Origin of the sequence: Mesorhizobium sp. SEMIA396 (assembly GCF_024518615.1) — a bacterium.
Taxonomy (GTDB): Bacteria; Pseudomonadota; Alphaproteobacteria; order Rhizobiales; family Rhizobiaceae; genus Mesorhizobium.
In genome coordinates, this window is the sequence record NZ_JANIFC010000010.1 from 63,278 (window position 1) to 75,793 (window position 12,516).

Here is a 12,516-nt window from a genome sequence, read left to right on the forward strand (position 1 = left end):
GGAGATCAATCGTCAAGATCGATGAGTGCGACACCGAGCTCCGGACGCTTGCTGCGACGTAGATGACCGGGTGCTTCCACCAGGGTGATTTCGAGCGTTGGCCGAACGATGCCGTCAAGCAGATGTCCACCCCGAGTGGTGCCGTCACTCGATCCAAGGACCGCATGGACGTGCAGGCTGGGCTTATCGTCGTCACCCAGTGCGACATCGCCGATCGCGCTCAGAACCTCGCACTGTTCGTCGACAGGGATCTTGCGGTAGGTCTTCGAGGCCGGATCGAACCAGCCCACCGTGGCTTTCTCGAAAGCCCCTATGGCGGTCAAGGACGCGCTGCCGATCTCCTGGTCGACCGCGAAGGCGGTCAGTGCCGCGAACGCTTCTTCGCCTGGGTCGAGCACCACGACGAATGTTCGTTGTCCGCCGATCTCATTGACGAGCTGCGATTTCATCCCTGTGCTCCCGCCGCATTCAGTGCCGGCCTCATATCAATGTGCGCGGTGTTCCGCATTGCGCTTGCGGGTCGCCGCAGCTTTCTTTGCCGATTCCGATCGGCTTGCGGCAGACCGTGATGCCGATGCCTTGCCGCCGCTTTTGCCGCCTTTGTGCGCCGCTGGATGGCCCGTGTGTTTGCCGCGGCCGGAACCGCCTTCCTTCTTGCCGCCGCCATCGTCCTTGTTGACGGTAGCCCATGCGCGCCGCTCTGCCTCCTTGTCGGAAACCCCGCGCTTCTCATAGCCTTCGGCAATGTGGTCGGCTTTGCGCTCCTGCTTGTCAGTGTATTTCGATTTCTCGCCTCGTGGCACGGCCTGTTCCTCCTGTTGAATAAGGGCTGAACGTCGACTCGACGCGCTGGTTCCAACAGAAGTCGCGTAGCCAATGGCGCATCGCGATGCATGGCCAAACACCGCCGCGCCGCGCAAGCTAGCGCCTTTCGGGCCGGGGAGAGTGCAGCAGCAAGGCGAGGGGGATTGGTTCAGCCGATTGCCAACCTCACGACGAGGGCCAGGATCACGACGCCGACCAAGCCGGCTATGAAGACGACCCGACGCGTGCGCGTTCGCAGGATGATATCGCCTTGTCTCGCCTGATCCGCAGAGAATACGGGTCCATTGTCACGGTCCTTGCCATGCCGACCATCGCTCATGATCGCCTCCTTCCCGCTGTTGGCACACAACCATCGCTTGACCGGGGAGGTTCCGATTGCGTCGATCCCGCCGACAGAAAAAAGGATCACAGGCTCGTGAGGAGGGAACTTTGCCCTCCGCGAGTGGTTTGGGCCGCTTGAGACCCAGCCAGCCCGGAGCCAGCCATGTCCGATGCCAAGACTTCCAGTGGCCTGAGCAGACGCATGTTCATGACGGCCTCTGTTTCGGCGGCGGCGGTGATGCCGCTTGTAAATTCCCCGACGAGAGCTGCCCAGCCCGCGTCCGCAAAACCGGCCGAACCGCGCGATTTGTCGGCGGTTTCGATGCGTATCAACAAGCAGACCTACAACCTCGCGCTCGACAATCGAACCAGCCTGCTTGACGCGCTGCGCGACCATGTCGGCCTGACCGGCACCAAGAAAGGTTGCGATCACGGTCAGTGTGGTGCCTGCACGGTGCTGATCGACGGAAAGCGGGTACTGTCCTGCCTGAGCTTTGCCGTCATGAACCAGGGCCGAGAGATCACAACGGTGGAAGGCCTGGCTTCGGCGGAAGGGGAATTGCATCCGGTCCAGCAGGCCTTCGTCGACCACGATGCCTTTCAATGCGGCTATTGCACACCGGGTCAGATCATGTCCGCCATCGGTTGCATCAACGAAGGCCATGCTGGGTCGGAAGACGATATTCGCGAATATATGAGCGGCAATCTATGTCGCTGCGCGGCCTATCCCAACATCGTTGCCGCGATCGTCCAGGCACGCGACGAGACCAGGAGGGCTTAGGATGCACCCATTCGTATATGAAAGACCAACCAGCGTCTCCGCGGCAATCGCCATGGCGTCCCGTCCCGATACCGTGCATGTTCCGCCAACCGGTGCCGACACGCAGTTCATCGCCGGCGGCACCAATCTGGCCGACTACATGAAGCTCGGTGTCGCGCGGCCGGAGCGACTGCTCGACCTCAACTCTCTTGCCGAGCCGGCCTTGCGGCAGATCAGGATAGACGATGATAAGATCCGGTTTGGTGCGCTGGTCCGTATGGGTGAAGCAGCCGACAACAATGATGTCAGGCGCCGTTGCCCGGTCCTCGCCGACAGCCTGAAATTCGCTGCCAGCGGTCAGCTTCGCAACATGGCGAGCCTGGGCGGCAATGTGCTGCAACGTACGCGCTGCGAGTATTTTCGAGAGATATCTTGGCCGTGCAACAAGCGCGAACCGGGCTCCGGCTGCGCTGCGATGGAAGGGTCCAATCGCCAGCATGCCGTGCTGGGTACGAGCGATGCCTGCATTGCCACGTATCATGGTGATTTCGCGCAGGCGCTGGTTGCGCTGGACGCCACCGTCGATGTCGAAGGTTCGCGGGGAAGGCGCACGCTCATTTTTGCCAAGCTGCATAGACGGCCGGGCGAGACGCCCGACATCGAGACGGATCTGGCCGCCGACGAGCTTATTACCGCCATCGAAGTGCCGCTCGCACGGTGGGCCAGCCGGTCGCGCTATCTGAAGATACGCGATCGCGAATCCTACGCGTTTGCGCTGGCGTCCGCGGCTGTCGCGCTCGACATGGATGGCGAGACGGTAAGGAGTGCGCGCATTGCGCTCGGCGGACTGGCGACGGTGCCGTGGCGTGCGCGCGAAGCAGAGGACACGCTACAGGGCAAAGTGCTTGACGAAGCCACGGCGCAGGAGGCCGCAGAGGCTGCTTTCGCCGATGCCAGACCGCGCGAGCATAACGCATTCAAGATACCGCTCGGCAAGCGCACGCTGGTGCGGGCGCTGCTCGAAACCCGGGATATGAAGGGCTGAGCCATGAACCAAGCTGCACCCGCTCCAAGGGAAAACCAGGGCGATCCCGTTGTTCGCATTGACGCCCGGCTAAAAGTTACCGGACAGGCCGGCTATCCCGCCGACATCGTCACCGCCAACGTCGCCCACGGTGCCCTTGCCACCAGCAGCATTGCGCGGGGCAAGGTTTCCGAACTTCACACGAAAGACGCCAGGGCCGTACCCGGTGTGCTGGACATCGTCACTTATGGCGATCTGGACAAGACCGACATGCCGAAATTCGGCAACACCGGCGCAAGTTCGATTGGGCCTTTGCACGACAAGACGGTTTTTCACGATGGTCAGATCATCGCTCTGGTGGTCGCCGAAAGCTTCGAGGCGGCGGAGGAGGCAGCGATGTTGATCCGCGCCGACTACGAGGACGAACGGCCCAGCGCCAGCTTTGATTCCAAGGGCGTGAAGATGGAACCGGCTGCCGGCAAAAGCCCGATGTTCAAGGAGGATGCGAAGGCCGGTGACTTCGACGCCGCCTGGGCGGATGCGACGGTGAAGATCGACGAAAAGTATTCGACGCCGACCCAGCATCATAATCCGATCGAGCTGTTTTCGACCACAGCCATATGGCAGGGCGACCAGTTGACGATCCACGAGCCCAGCCAGAATGTTACGGGCTGGAAGGTGGAACTGGCACGCCAATTGAAGCTCGATCCGGCCAATGTGCGGATCGTCAGTCCCTATATCGGCGGCGCCTTCGGCTCCAAGGGGCCGATGACGGCACGCACTGCGATCGTTGCCGTCGCGGCGCGGCGCATCGGCCGGCCGGTTCGCTGCGTCGTCAATCGCATGCAAGCCTTCGGTACGCAGACCTATCGAGCCGAAACGCGGCATCGGATCCGCATGGGCGCCGGCAAGGACGGCCGCATCACGGCGTTCGGACATGAGGCCTGGGAGGTGACGTCACGCCCTGACCCTTATGTCGTCGGCGGCACGTCAGCCACCGCGCGCATGTACAATTACGGCTCCGTTCTGACGCATGTTTCGCTGGTTCATGCCGACCGCAACACTCCTGGCTACATGCGATCGCCGCCGGAGACGCCTTATGTCTACGCGCTGGAAAACGCCATGGACGAAATGGCCGTGGCCCTCGGCATGGATCCTGTCGAGTTTCGTCGCATCAATGAACCGGAGAAGGAGCCGATCGGAGGCAAGCCATTTTCCAGCCGCTCACTCATCAAGTGCTATGACCAGGCGTCCGAGGCCTTTGGCTGGTCGAAACGCGATCCCACGGTCGGCTCGATGCGCGACGGCGATTGGCTGGTCGGGATGGGCTGTGCGACGGCAATCTATCCGACAGCCGCCGCGCCTTGCGCGGCCCGGGTTCGTCTCACCGCCGATGGCGAGGTTCGGGTCCAGTGCGGCTCGCATGAAATCGGCACCGGCGTTCGCACCATCGCCGGCCAGATGGCGGCCGAAAGGCTGGGGGTTGGCATGGACAAGATCAGCGTCGAGATGGGCGACAGTGCCTTGCCGCCGGCTCCGGTGTCAGGCGGATCGATCTCGACCGCCAGCGTCTGCTCCGCAGTCATGAAAGCCTGCGACGCGATACGCGAAAAACTGTTTGCCGCCGCTGCGGGCAAGGGGGCTCCGCTGGCAGGTTCGGCCAATGCGAAGCTGGATTTGAAGGACGAAGAGGTCGTTGCCGAGACCGGCAAGTCCGCCAAGCTGGCCGATGTGTTCAAGGCCATGCAGGTCGGCGCCATCGAAGAATATGCCGAGTTTGCGCCGAAGGGTTCTTCGCCTGAAGCCCTCAGCAAACTCTATGCCGGACAATCGGAGTTTCATGGTGGAGAGAACGACGAAGATTCGGTCAAATATGCCTTTGGCGCCGAGTTCGTCGAAGTGCGCATCAACAGCTATACACGCGAAATCCGGGTGCCACGCATTGTCGGAGCCTTCGCTGCCGGGCGCATCATGAACACGCGCACCGCGCGCAGCCAGTTGATGGGTGGCATGATCTGGGGCATCGGCCAGGCGTTGCACGAGGCCACGGAAATCGATCAGCGACACGCGCGCTACGTCAATCGCGACCTGCAGGACTATCTCGTGCCGGTCAACGCCGACATCAAACAGGTCGACGTTATCCTAGTCCCCGAAGTCGACCACCAGGTCAATCCTGCCGGCGTCAAGGGCTTGGGCGAACTCGGCAATGTCGGAACGGCTGCCGCCGTGGCGAGTGCCGTCTATCATGCCACCGGCAAGCGCATTCGCGATCTGCCGATCAGAATAGATGATTTGATAGGCTGAGGGTCAAGAGCTCTGAGAGGAGGGGCTTCACAAGCCGACATCGTCATCGAAATTGTCGCGGTGGCGGCGTTGTCCGACTGAAAAAGTTTTCGCATGCAGCGATAGCTTAATCGCCTTGGCTCTCGAGTGTCACTCCGGGGCTGTGGCCGGAGCCGTGTAACGGCGGCGTACAGCGTCAAGCACCCGCTTGCGACTATCCTGCGCCGACAGGGTCTTGTCCTCTTCCGCCTCGGCGGTTTCGCGCGCCAGGTCCTTGTCCCTGATCTGATGTCGGAACCATTTGGAATAGTCGCCGGTGCGCAAATGAAACTCCCAGGTCTTGTCGTCTATCCCCTCGGCGATCTGAGCGAAGATCATCAGATTGTGAGCCCTGAGGTTCATCGCATTGTCAGGGCCATGGAAATAGAAGCTGCCGGCTTCGTCGAGCTGGCCTTCGGCATATTTCCGGCTGTGCCGCTTGAGTGACTGACGTGGTTCAACCACCTTGACCGTCTTGACTTTCTTGCCCGACTGCGGCCGCCAGAACAGCACGCGCGCGCCTTTGGGCGTTGGAATGTCCTTTGGCGGCTCAATGCCAGTTTCCTTGCAGAAGACCTTCACCACGTCCTTCGCCTTGGGGCCAAGCGCAATGATGGCTGTGACAAGGCGCAAGGCGTCTGTCGAGATCGCCTCGGGGTGAACGGTGATCAGGATTGTGCCCGGCAATTCCAATGACAGGACCGCCCGCGTATCGTCGCGCCGCTTGGGCAGAAGATGGTGCGCTTCATCGATGACGAGCCAGTGCGGTCTCGCGGTGCGCCGGCGGAAACTGCTCAGGCCAGGCAGCAGGTCGGCAAAGAAATCCGGCCTCTCGTCGACGCGCAGGGCCAATCCATTGACGACAATGTTGCTGTCGGCCTTGGCGATCAGATCCAGCACCTGCGCCTTTGTCGGCGCGCTTGAGCCGTCGCCCAGGCGAACGGCGCCTTCGAGGCCGTCATAGTCGCCTTCGGGATCGAAGACGCAGAACTGAAAACCACTTTCGACGAAGCGTTCCGTCAGCGCGGTGGCCAAGGTGGATTTGCCAATGCCGGAACTCCCGGCAATGAGGATCGTGTCGCTCGGCGACAGGTAGACATCATCGCCGCCAGACGATCCAAGAACGATGCCGTCATGGCGCTTCGGCACTATCGCGTGATCACGCTTTATCAGCTTTGCGATTAATTGCTCCACGCCCTTGCCGCGGGCGCCACGCATGACCAGGTCGGCTGTATCCTTGACCGCCGGAATTGCATTGTCGACGGCGGCGCTGCAGCCACAGGCCTGCAGGAACGCGTGGTCGTTCTCGGCATCGCCGACGCCGACGACGTTGTGCGGCGAAAGTCGAAGGTCCTGAAGGGCCGCAGCGAGCCCGGTGGCTTTGTTGATGCCGCTCGGCAGGATCATCACCGCGCCCTTGTTGAAGATGATTTCCAGTTCGAGACCCATCTTCTTGATGATATCGAGCACGGTCGCCTGATGGGGTTCCCAAGTCGCGACGATCGATCGCCCGACCGAAAGCGGCTTGACGCCCTGCCGCTTCAATCTGGCGACGAATTTGGGCTCGGGCGATGGGGCGATCACCCGTTCTTCCTCGCTTGCCGGCGTGTAGATCATCGCGCCATTCTCAGCGACGACCTTGTCGAAGAGGCTAAGCTCGGGAAAGACGCGCTTGAGATCGGGCAGTTCACGCCCGGTGACGAGAACCAGCTTGCGGCCGCTTTTCTTGAACCGCTCAAGCGCGGCGAGCGTCTTCTTGGCGACGATCCCATCATGAGCCAGCGTGCCGTCATAGTCTGCCGCCAATGCAATGAAATACATTCCGCCGACCCTTCTCGTTCCGGTTACCCGGCTAGAACGTGCGATTGAGACAAAGGCTCCCCACCGACCGGATCGCAGGTCTGGAGAAGGGCGGTTCGCCCTCGGAAATCAGGAACTCCTTCGGTGCCGGTACGTTGACCAGACAAGCCGGGAACCGTCCCGGTCTTTGCTGGCGGCGTGCAAACCCCGTCGCCGAAATCCACACCAAGCGCAATGAAAGGTAAGGCCATGGGCTTCTTTTCGAAGGACATCAAGACACTCGACGATCTCTTCGTGCACACGCTGCGCGACATCTATTACGCCGAAAAGCAGATCGAGAAGGCGCTGCCGAAGATGATCGACAAGGCAACCGACCCGCAATTGAAAGCCGGATTTGAAAAACACCTCGATCAGACGAGAGGCCATATCGAGCGCGTCGAAGAGGTGTTTGAGTTGCATGGCGTCAAGGCCAAGGAGGTCAACTGTCCGGCAATCGACGGCATTCTCGAGGAGGCCGACGATGTGAGCGGTGACGTCGATGACAAGGAGGTTCTCGATGCGGCGCTGATTGCTTCGGCGCAGGCCGTCGAACACTATGAGATGACCCGCTACGGCACGCTCATCGCCTGGGCCAAGCAACTTGGCCGCACGGACTGCGCCAATGTGCTGACCAAGAACCTCAGGGAAGAACAGGCGACCGATCGCAAGCTCACCGAAATGGCGGAAAGCAAGATCAACCTGCAGGCAGCCGAATAAGGCTGCGATCCGGCCGGCTGGTAACTCGGCCGGCCGGATTGCCGGCAGGTTTCCACTCCGTCAGCGAGACGGGTCGACGCCCAAGGCCGCTGATTGCTGGCGCAGCGCCTCATCGTCATCCTGCGGCACATGCCGAGCAGATCCTGCTGTTTCCGTGTAGATGCGGTACGCTACGCAAGCGAGCGCCACCATGAAAAGTAGACGGCCCATCCATCCTACTCCTTGGTTACGGATTTCGTTTCGGCCATCCTCAGTACCCTCCGACGACCGGCAAGATCTCGCCGGTGATGTAGCTCGAGCAGTGCGGCGAAGCGAGGAACACATAGGCCGGCGCGAGTTCTTCCGGTTGCGCGGGTCGTTTCATTGGCGTGTCCGCGCCGAATTTCGAGACGTCGTCGGCTTCCTTGTCCGACGGATTGAGCGGCGTCCACACCGGCCCCGGTGCGACCGCATTCACCCTTATGCCCTTGCCGATGAGATTTCCCGACAAGGCCCGCGTGAAGGCATGGATGCCGCCCTTGGTCATCGAATAGTCGACCAGTTGTTTTGAACCGTCGATACCGGTTACCGAACCGGTGTTGATGATCGCCGAACCGGGTTTCATGTGCGGCACCGATTCCTGCGCCATATGAAAATAGCCGTAAAGATTGGTCTTCAGCGTCGTGTCGAAATGTTCTTCGGTCAGCTCGCCGAAATCGCTGGAATGAATTTGGAACGCGGCGTTGTTGACCAGCACGTCGATGCGGCCGAATTTTTCAACGGTCTCCATGACCGCCTTGTGGCAGTGGCTGCGTTCGCTGACATCGGCCTTGACCAGGATGCAGCGTCGTCCCTCCTTTTCCACCGCTGATTTGGTCTCTTCAGCATCCTTGTCCTCGGCCAGATAGACGATCGCGACGTCGGCGCCCTCGCGGGCGAACAACACCGCCACCGAGCGGCCGATGCCGGAATCGCCGCCCGTGATGAGTGCTACCTTTTGGTCGAGTTTTTTCGATCCGAGATAGTACGGCGCATCATACAAAGGCTCCGGCTCTAGTGCCCATTCGTGCCCCGGTTTGGGCTGATGTTGCTCGGGGAAGGGGGGCTCGGGATATTCACGGGCGCCAGCCTGCATGGCGCCTTGCTGCTTCCCATCGCCTTTCGATTTGTCCTTGGCATCGACGCCACGTTGGATATGGCGCTGCTTGGCCGCTTCACCGGCTATTTCCGACTTCATCTGCATGATCGTCTCCTTGGCTTGGAGAGGAAACAACGCATGTCAGGCAAAAAGGTTTGCGCAAAAGATCGAGAGATTCCGGCCAGCGTTTGGCAATGCGTAACAACGACATCGCCAGTTGCACCAATTCAGCTGCAATGCAGCCGCGCCAGCCACCGCCGCCGATGGGATCGAGCATCCGGGCTTGCCCGTTGCCTGTGCCGCCTTGGCAGCGAGCCAAATGTGATGATGTGGATTGGGGAAGCTATTGCGTCAAACTGGCGTGCGCAAAGCAGCGCCATCCGGTCTGCTCCAAGCGTAGCCGTCGGAATCTATCTTGGCGAGAGGCCATCGAGCAGGAAGTCCAGGCCTTTTCGGAAAGTGCCGTCCCAATCGTTGTCCAACAGCAGACGAGAGCGTTCGATTGTCGGGTAGTGTTCGCTGAGATGTGTAAGACGCGGCTGTGCGGCTGCTCTGTCTTCTTCCGAGAGGTCGAAGCTTGCCCGGGTGAGGGTGGCGCCCATCACATAGTTCCAGAGCGACCAAATCGCGGCGTTGAGATCCGCGTCCGCAACACCGGCTCTCGACAAGGTCTTGCTCAGCATTTCCAGGCGACTGAGGATGTTCGGGCCAAGCGCCCGTCGCGGCAACAGCGATGCCGACCAAGGATGGCGCAACATTCTGGCGCGCCAGCTTTCGAGCATATGAACGACGTCTCCGCGCCAGTCCGGAGACTCACCTGTTTCGGGCGATGCGCGATATTCGAGCACCGAATCGAGTGCTAGATCAAAGACATCCTCCTTGTTGTCGACGTGCCAGTATAGGCTCATCACACCCGAGCCGAGGCGATCGGCCAGCCGACGCATTGTCACTCCGTCTATGCCCTGGGCGTCCAGCAGTTCCACCGCGATCGCCACGATACGCTCTCGAGACAGCGGCGGCTCGCTGCTCGCTTCCTGCATAGGTGGAAGCTTTGTCCGTTGCGATCGTTTGCTGGCACTGCGGGGTTTGGCTGCCATCTGTCTTCCTTGCTGGCCGAACGTCGATTTTGGCAGGCACCGTCAGGAATGTCGACGCTGATCGCTTGACTAGTACGACGTACCATACGATGACTCGTACATCGCACGATTCATCGTATGGGCGATCTGGTTAAAGTTCATGCCGGCCGCGAGTGCGTTATTCGCAGTCAGCAGAGCCAGGAGAAATCATGTCACGCGCAATCAAGCATCTGCTTACCGGAGGGCTAATTATCATGACCATGGCAGTTTCCGCTGCGGCTACAGCGACTGGGAACGACCTCAAGCTGACCATCGTCAATCCACAGACGCTCTACGACCCGTCGCCGAATGGCTACAGCACCGACGTGATCGCACCGCGCGGAGCTCGGATTGCCTACATCTCCGGGCAGGGCGGCCAAGACAGCACAGGAGCCTTGTCACCCGATTTCGCCGTCCAGGTTAAGCAGGCCTACGCAAATTTGCATGCGGCGCTCGAGGGCATCGGCGCCAGGCCGGATCAGGTGGCGAAGCTCACGGTCTTCGTGGTCGACCACGACATGTCCAAGCTCGATGTGTTGACCAGGAACGTCAAGGACATGTTCGGCGAGGCGCTGCCGGCGCAGACACTGGTTCCCGTTCCCAAGCTTGCAATCGACCCCATGCTTTTCGAGGTGGAAGCCGTGGTCATTCTGGAGTAGGGGCGAGATCGCCCCACAAACTGAAACGGGTCGAGCGCGCCGCCGACAGCCGCACATCCGGAGCCATTATACGGAAGTAGAGCCGGCCAACGGTCGGTTGAGCTTCGCGTCAGCTCAGGTCTGTCCTTCGGTTTCGCTCGAAGCAAAGCCGCCAATTTCCCGACGCATTACAGTAGGTAGTGGCTCAGCGCGTTTTCCCTTCCGGCTACCGCGGCGGTATTTGCTCTGATACTCGCGTCGCTGTTTCGCGATTTCGTAGAGTACGATACCCGAACTGGTTCCGAGGTTTAGGCTCTCGATCATCCCGAACATTGGAATTGCTACGCACATCTCGCTGCGCTCGACCGCAAGGGTGCTGATGCCCCGTTTCTCATTGCCGAACCAGACAGCGAGTTTGGTGTGCTGGGTATAATCGCCCTCGTGCAGGAAAACGCTGGTCTTTCCCATTATATGCGGCGACGTGACGACGGACACAAAGCCATGTTTTTCCAGATGGCTGAGGCAGGCGTCAGTGCTGTCGAATCGTTTCACAAACGTCCATTTGACGGCTGATACAGACGTTTCCGAAAGCGATTTCCGTTGGCGCATTTGCTGCCAGTCATCAGGAAGTGCTTTGCGTGGATCGACGATATAGACTCTTTCAACGCCGAGGGCATTTGCGTTTCGAATTACCGTTCCGATGTTCCTGATATCATTCGGATCTTCGACAACGGCTACCAAGTTCTTGCAGCGAAACGATTTGACCGCAGCCGCACGCTTGCGAACCGATACTCTGGGTTTCTGAGCCTCAAGGGTTTCCATGAGAGAGGTTCTTACCAGAGGCGCATCTGAATCCAAGGCCCGTGGCGACTCTATCGCCGCCACATCAGGAAGTCGCATAAGATAGATTATGGAACTGACGCATGGGCCAGGAACTGTAAATTGCCGCTGATTCTCATAGGCTTGAGCGCTCGTGGCGTATTGCCTTGAGCGGATAGCCAACCCTAGGCTGTCGAAATGAAGATGGCAAACAGCGGGATCGAAGCGGCGATCGAAGTGTTCGTGCATGGCTTCAGTGCCGACAGAAGCCGCACCTTTCCTTACGTGGCCCGCCGTGTTGGGCCGTTGTGGCTGATGCGCGACGCCGAGCGCAAGAATCCTCGCGACTACCGCGGCGAAGAATGGGTCGTCCATGACGTCGCCGCTCAACAGGCCGATGCCATCGTGCGGCAGCATGCACGGCCGGGCTTTGCCATTTCCGTTATGATCGCGCACGAGGATCCGGACGGGCCGACACGAACTGCCTACAAAGCTCTCGGCTACCGGCTGCTTCGGACCGAAGGCTTTTTCGTCCACCGATTGCGCCGCATTCCCAGCCCGCCGGCGGTTGCTTCGATCGAACGCGTGCAGACAGCCGAACGGGCGGCGCAGTTGGGAAAGATCATCCGCAGGCAGCCGATCCCAGACGATTTGCTCGGCGACAGCGCGCCATTCCGTCAGTATGTGGCAGTCGATGGCGCCGATATCGTTGGGCGCGTACGCAGCCTTGATGCCCTGGGAGCCACATGGTGTTCGAGCATGTATGTCGAGCCGTCGCACCGGCGTCGCGGCATTGGCCAGGCTTTGATGTCGAGAATGTTGCACGACGATCGGGCGCGTGGGTCGAGGTACTCGGCGCTGGCTGCAACCCACGCCGGGGCGCTGCTTTATCCCCGGATGGGCTACGAGCGGATCGGAACGCTGCTGATATTTGCGTCAAGGAGCCGGAAGACCGTATGAGGGTTTATTCGCATCATGCTGATTTATAGTGGATTTCAGCTTGATCGGTGGTCAGAGCC

At 60.3% G+C, this 12,516-nt stretch carries 14 protein-coding genes; 6 read left to right on the plus strand and 8 right to left on the minus strand.

All coding sequences use genetic code 11. From position 1 onward, the window contains the following. Positions 1-5 precede the first annotated feature (5 nt). From NP503_RS22885 to NP503_RS22895, 3 genes are all read right to left on the minus strand, one after another. On the minus strand, positions 6-449 hold the full coding sequence (locus tag NP503_RS22885) for a PPC domain-containing DNA-binding protein (RefSeq protein ID WP_127267540.1): 444 nt from the start codon (positions 447-449) through the stop codon (positions 6-8). Between the two features lie 36 nt (positions 450-485). Further along, on the minus strand, positions 486-803 hold the full coding sequence (locus tag NP503_RS22890; RefSeq protein ID WP_127267539.1) for a plasmid stabilization protein: 318 nt from the start codon (positions 801-803) through the stop codon (positions 486-488). A 170-nt stretch (positions 804-973) separates the two neighbouring features. Then, entirely contained in the window at positions 974-1,144 is a 171-nt protein-coding gene (locus NP503_RS22895) for a hypothetical protein (protein WP_127267538.1), read from the minus strand. A gap of 165 nt (positions 1,145-1,309) precedes the next feature. On the opposite strand from NP503_RS22895, the gene NP503_RS22900 reads away from it, so the two are divergent. The 3 genes from NP503_RS22900 to NP503_RS22910 are packed head-to-tail and all read left to right on the plus strand — an operon-like array spanning position 1,310 to position 5,234. After that, entirely contained in the window at positions 1,310-1,927 is a 618-nt protein-coding gene (locus NP503_RS22900; protein ID WP_127267537.1) for a (2Fe-2S)-binding protein, read from the plus strand. Position 1,928: 1 nt separating this feature from the next. Further along, the gene (locus tag NP503_RS22905; protein WP_127267536.1) at positions 1,929-2,951 is read left to right on the plus strand and encodes a xanthine dehydrogenase family protein subunit M; all 1,023 of its coding nucleotides are present in this window, start codon (positions 1,929-1,931) and stop codon (positions 2,949-2,951) included. A gap of 3 nt (positions 2,952-2,954) precedes the next feature. Beyond that, positions 2,955-5,234 (plus strand): xanthine dehydrogenase family protein molybdopterin-binding subunit, encoded by a 2,280-nt coding sequence (locus NP503_RS22910; RefSeq protein WP_127267535.1) that lies wholly within the window; start codon positions 2,955-2,957, stop codon positions 5,232-5,234. A 129-nt stretch (positions 5,235-5,363) separates the two neighbouring features. Here the strand turns inward: NP503_RS22910 and NP503_RS22915 are convergent, their stop codons facing one another. Then, complete coding sequence (locus NP503_RS22915; RefSeq protein ID WP_127272262.1) at positions 5,364-7,073, minus strand: HAD-IIB family hydrolase; 1,710 nt, start codon at positions 7,071-7,073, stop codon at positions 5,364-5,366. Positions 7,074-7,301: 228 nt separating this feature from the next. Between NP503_RS22915 and NP503_RS22920 the strand changes: the two genes are divergently transcribed. After that, complete coding sequence (locus NP503_RS22920; RefSeq protein ID WP_127272261.1) at positions 7,302-7,808, plus strand: ferritin-like domain-containing protein; 507 nt, start codon at positions 7,302-7,304, stop codon at positions 7,806-7,808. Positions 7,809-8,058: 250 nt separating this feature from the next. Here the strand turns inward: NP503_RS22920 and NP503_RS22925 are convergent, their stop codons facing one another. From NP503_RS22925 to NP503_RS22935, 3 genes are all read right to left on the minus strand, one after another. Then, on the minus strand, positions 8,059-9,030 hold the full coding sequence (locus NP503_RS22925; RefSeq protein ID WP_127268842.1) for an SDR family oxidoreductase: 972 nt from the start codon (positions 9,028-9,030) through the stop codon (positions 8,059-8,061). Next, a complete protein-coding gene (locus NP503_RS22930; protein WP_127268843.1) occupies positions 9,002-9,202 on the minus strand; it encodes a hypothetical protein in 201 nt (66 codons plus the stop codon). Before NP503_RS22930 ends, NP503_RS22925 begins: the two co-directional genes overlap by 29 nt. A 133-nt stretch (positions 9,203-9,335) precedes the next feature. Then, the gene (locus NP503_RS22935; protein ID WP_127268844.1) at positions 9,336-10,022 is read right to left on the minus strand and encodes a TetR/AcrR family transcriptional regulator; all 687 of its coding nucleotides are present in this window, start codon (positions 10,020-10,022) and stop codon (positions 9,336-9,338) included. A 188-nt stretch (positions 10,023-10,210) separates the two neighbouring features. Here NP503_RS22935 and NP503_RS22940 point away from each other — a divergent pair, with 188 nt between their 5' ends. Further along, complete coding sequence (locus NP503_RS22940) at positions 10,211-10,699, plus strand: RidA family protein (RefSeq protein WP_127268845.1); 489 nt, start codon at positions 10,211-10,213, stop codon at positions 10,697-10,699. 114 nt (positions 10,700-10,813) lie between these two features. On the opposite strand, the gene NP503_RS22945 is transcribed toward NP503_RS22940, so the two are convergent. Next, positions 10,814-11,500 (minus strand): RNA methyltransferase, encoded by a 687-nt coding sequence (locus NP503_RS22945; protein ID WP_127268846.1) that lies wholly within the window; start codon positions 11,498-11,500, stop codon positions 10,814-10,816. A 195-nt stretch (positions 11,501-11,695) separates the two neighbouring features. Here NP503_RS22945 and NP503_RS22950 point away from each other — a divergent pair, with 195 nt between their 5' ends. Next, positions 11,696-12,457 (plus strand): GNAT family N-acetyltransferase, encoded by a 762-nt coding sequence (locus tag NP503_RS22950; RefSeq protein WP_127268847.1) that lies wholly within the window; start codon positions 11,696-11,698, stop codon positions 12,455-12,457. The last annotated feature ends 59 nt before the right edge of the window (positions 12,458-12,516 follow it).

What these genes read in the sequence shown, in the direction of transcription:
- NP503_RS22885 (WP_127267540.1), bottom strand. Translation starts at nt 449, where the DNA reads ATGAAATCGCAGCTCGTCAATGAGATCGGCGGACAACGAACATTCGTC.
- NP503_RS22895 (WP_127267538.1), bottom strand. Translation starts at nt 1,144, where the DNA reads ATGAGCGATGGTCGGCATGGCAAGGACCGTGACAATGGACCCGTATTC.
- NP503_RS22900 (WP_127267537.1), top strand. Translation starts at nt 1,310, where the DNA reads ATGTCCGATGCCAAGACTTCCAGTGGCCTGAGCAGACGCATGTTCATG.
- NP503_RS22905 (WP_127267536.1), top strand. Translation starts at nt 1,929, where the DNA reads ATGCACCCATTCGTATATGAAAGACCAACCAGCGTCTCCGCGGCAATC.
- NP503_RS22910 (WP_127267535.1), top strand. Translation starts at nt 2,955, where the DNA reads ATGAACCAAGCTGCACCCGCTCCAAGGGAAAACCAGGGCGATCCCGTT.
- NP503_RS22915 (WP_127272262.1), bottom strand. Translation starts at nt 7,073, where the DNA reads ATGTATTTCATTGCATTGGCGGCAGACTATGACGGCACGCTGGCTCAT.
- NP503_RS22920 (WP_127272261.1), top strand. Translation starts at nt 7,302, where the DNA reads ATGGGCTTCTTTTCGAAGGACATCAAGACACTCGACGATCTCTTCGTG.
- NP503_RS22925 (WP_127268842.1), bottom strand. Translation starts at nt 9,030, where the DNA reads ATGCAGATGAAGTCGGAAATAGCCGGTGAAGCGGCCAAGCAGCGCCAT.
- NP503_RS22930 (WP_127268843.1), bottom strand. Translation starts at nt 9,202, where the DNA reads ATGCTCGATCCCATCGGCGGCGGTGGCTGGCGCGGCTGCATTGCAGCT.
- NP503_RS22935 (WP_127268844.1), bottom strand. Translation starts at nt 10,022, where the DNA reads ATGGCAGCCAAACCCCGCAGTGCCAGCAAACGATCGCAACGGACAAAG.
- NP503_RS22940 (WP_127268845.1), top strand. Translation starts at nt 10,211, where the DNA reads ATGTCACGCGCAATCAAGCATCTGCTTACCGGAGGGCTAATTATCATG.
- NP503_RS22945 (WP_127268846.1), bottom strand. Translation starts at nt 11,500, where the DNA reads ATGGAAACCCTTGAGGCTCAGAAACCCAGAGTATCGGTTCGCAAGCGT.
- NP503_RS22950 (WP_127268847.1), top strand. Translation starts at nt 11,696, where the DNA reads ATGAAGATGGCAAACAGCGGGATCGAAGCGGCGATCGAAGTGTTCGTG.